2 protein-coding genes are annotated in these 2,541 nt (G+C 59.2%); both read left to right on the forward strand.

What is annotated here, in order from left to right; all coding sequences use genetic code 11:
* The first annotated feature begins 557 nt into the window (after positions 1–557).
* Positions 558–1,922 carry a cytochrome P450 gene (locus NBRGI_RS07280; RefSeq protein ID WP_063726236.1) on the forward strand — a complete coding sequence of 455 codons (1,365 nt, stop codon included), beginning with the start codon at positions 558–560 and terminating at the stop codon, positions 1,920–1,922.
* Between the two features lie 75 nt (positions 1,923–1,997).
* Positions 1,998–2,541, forward strand: a 544-nt coding sequence (locus tag NBRGI_RS07285) for a terpene synthase family protein (RefSeq protein WP_148310721.1), incomplete at its 3' end; no start/stop codon positions are given.

Consider the following 2,541-nt stretch of genomic DNA (forward strand, 5'->3'; position numbering starts at 1 on the left):
CCGTGTTGGCTCGCACGGACTGTCCGTCGCGGACCGCGCGTGACCAGTCGATCAAACCCGCGCTGTCCAACTCATCGAGGACCGCGCGATGCCGCTTGCGCCATAGACCGGCATTGTCCAATCGGTGAACCGGCGATGACGGTGGCTCTCGAACAACATTGGCAGATACTGACCGGCGCATCCGCTCGTCAGCACGTACGCGGTGATGGTGACTACCCGCACGATCGTCCAGCGGTGTGGTGTCCCGACGACCTGGAGATGGGTGTCGAACTCGGGATCGGTTCAGCCAGCGCCCGAATCTCATCTGGCACCGACCCGGCGCGAAAGATCTGTTACCGCAACAGGTTAACCAAACACAGACCATTCAATTACAACCATGCAAGACGCACTATGGGGGTATTATCCGCGAGAGCAGATGCGACTTGCATCCAATTGACGCTCCTTCGCTTCTTTGCCGCCGGATCAGTGGCACCGGGTCCAGGGGCCTTCCAAATTTCTAGCTAACACCACTCAACCTAGTGAACTAGATGGAGATGCACATGTTGAGAAAATGTCGAATGCTATCTTCTCCCAGCGCGGCGAGCATTCCTGAACCCCCCGGGGCGTGGCCACTTCTCGGCCACGTCGTGCCGATGGTACGTCGCCCTCTTGAGTTCCTACCTGCAGCGGCCCGATACGGAACAGTCGTGCGGGTGAGATTCGGGCGATTGCCCGTATATATCGTTACACACCCGGATACAGTTCGGGAAGTTCTCGTGCCAGGCGACGTGAACTACGCGCGTGGGCGAATATTCGAGAAATTAGTGCCGGCACTCGGCCGGGGTCTGGGAACGTCTTCTGGCGCTGAGCATCGCCGACAACGCCGACTCTTGCAGCCAGCCTTCAGTCGGGAACGCCTCACCGACTACGGGTCGATTATGCGGGAAGCCGCTATCGAGGCGAGCTCGACCTGGAAGGAAGGCGAAGTCCTCGCGGTCGATGACGTCATGAACGATGTGGCGCTAACCGCACTTACGCGGAGTCTGTTCAAATTCACTGCGAACGACGACGCCACGCAGGCGATCCGGGATGGGTTGCGGGTCCTCACCCACGGTCTTCTCTTCCTCACAGTATTACCGTCAGCGTGGGAACGTGTGCCCTCGCCTGGCAATATTCGAATCAAGCGGGCGCTGGCCACAATGCACAAGGCAGTCGATGACGCCATCGCGATCTACCGCAACGCCGGACAGGACCGAGGCGACGTCCTGTCCGCGTTGCTGAAGGCTCGTGATGACAATGGCAACGGACTTTCTGATCAGGAGATCCACGACCAGGTTATGACCTTGGCGTTGACCGGCATCGAGGCTCCAGGAGCTGTGCTGGGTTGGGTGATGTACGAGCTGGGCCGCAACGTTGAAGTGGCGGATCGTGTCTACGCTGAAATCGACTCGGTCCTAGGCGACCGTCCTCCCTGCTACGATGACGTCCCTGCACTGGACTATCTCGGCCGGGTCATTTCTGAGGTGCTCCGGCTCCGAACACCCCTTCTGTTTATGCGGCGGACGCTCACTGCGGTTACAGTCGGCGGCGTAACGATTCCCGCTGGCTCCGAGGTCGTCTACAGCCCGTACCTGCTGCACCACGATTCCCGCTGGTTCCCTGAACCTTTGCGGTTTGATCCCGATAGGTGGCTCCCCGAGAACGCACCGCAGTTGACGAAAGGCGCCTACATTCCCTTCGCTGCGGGTGCTCATCAATGCATCGGCAAGCAGTTCGCCACCATGGAACTCACCATAATCGCCGCAGCGATATGCGCGCATTGGAAGCTTCGACTGGTACCCGGTGAGGAAGTCCGCGAGGTCGCTACAGCCCTCGTGCGCCCGAACCAATTGCCAATGACCGTTCATCGGCGGATCCGCGGCAACCAGCGTGTTGCGGACTGATACACCATGGGCGTATACCGAATTCCCGATCTGAGGCTACCATTCACTACGACTTGCCACCCGCAGCAAGACCGAGTGCAGGAATTGACCGAACTGTGGTGCGACAAGCAAGGTCTTTTGCGTTCACCGACTGTAGTGAGCAAGTTTCGAGCCCTAGGCTACGGCCGCCTGATGTCCACCCTCTGCCCTCGCGTGAGCCTTGAGCGTCTGATGCTTGTCGCCGACTGGAACAGTTACTTTTTCATTGTTGACGATCAGCAAAACAACGCGGTCACGACGAACCGCGTCGGACGCTATGCGGAAATCATTGCGAGCATGCGGGAGATTATTGTCGACGACTGCCGGTCTACGCCGCTGCACGGTCACCCACTCATCGAATCACTGCGGGATCTGTTGCAGCGCACATTCCCTGGACAACGCCCCGACTGGGCGGCGAGATTTCGCAGGAATCTCAACCTGTGGCTGAGCGGGCATTTGGCCGAGAACGGCTATCGCGTATCCGGCACCATACCACAGGTAGCGGACTACATCTCGCTGCGGCGTGACGCATCCACAGTGCTACCCACGCTAGACCTCGTCGAGATAACGGAAGGTGCGTCGGTGTTAGAGAGCCTATACA

This window comes from Nocardia brasiliensis IFM 10847 (assembly GCF_000710915.1).
GTDB classification, from domain to species: domain Bacteria; phylum Actinomycetota; class Actinomycetes; order Mycobacteriales; family Mycobacteriaceae; genus Nocardia; species Nocardia brasiliensis_A.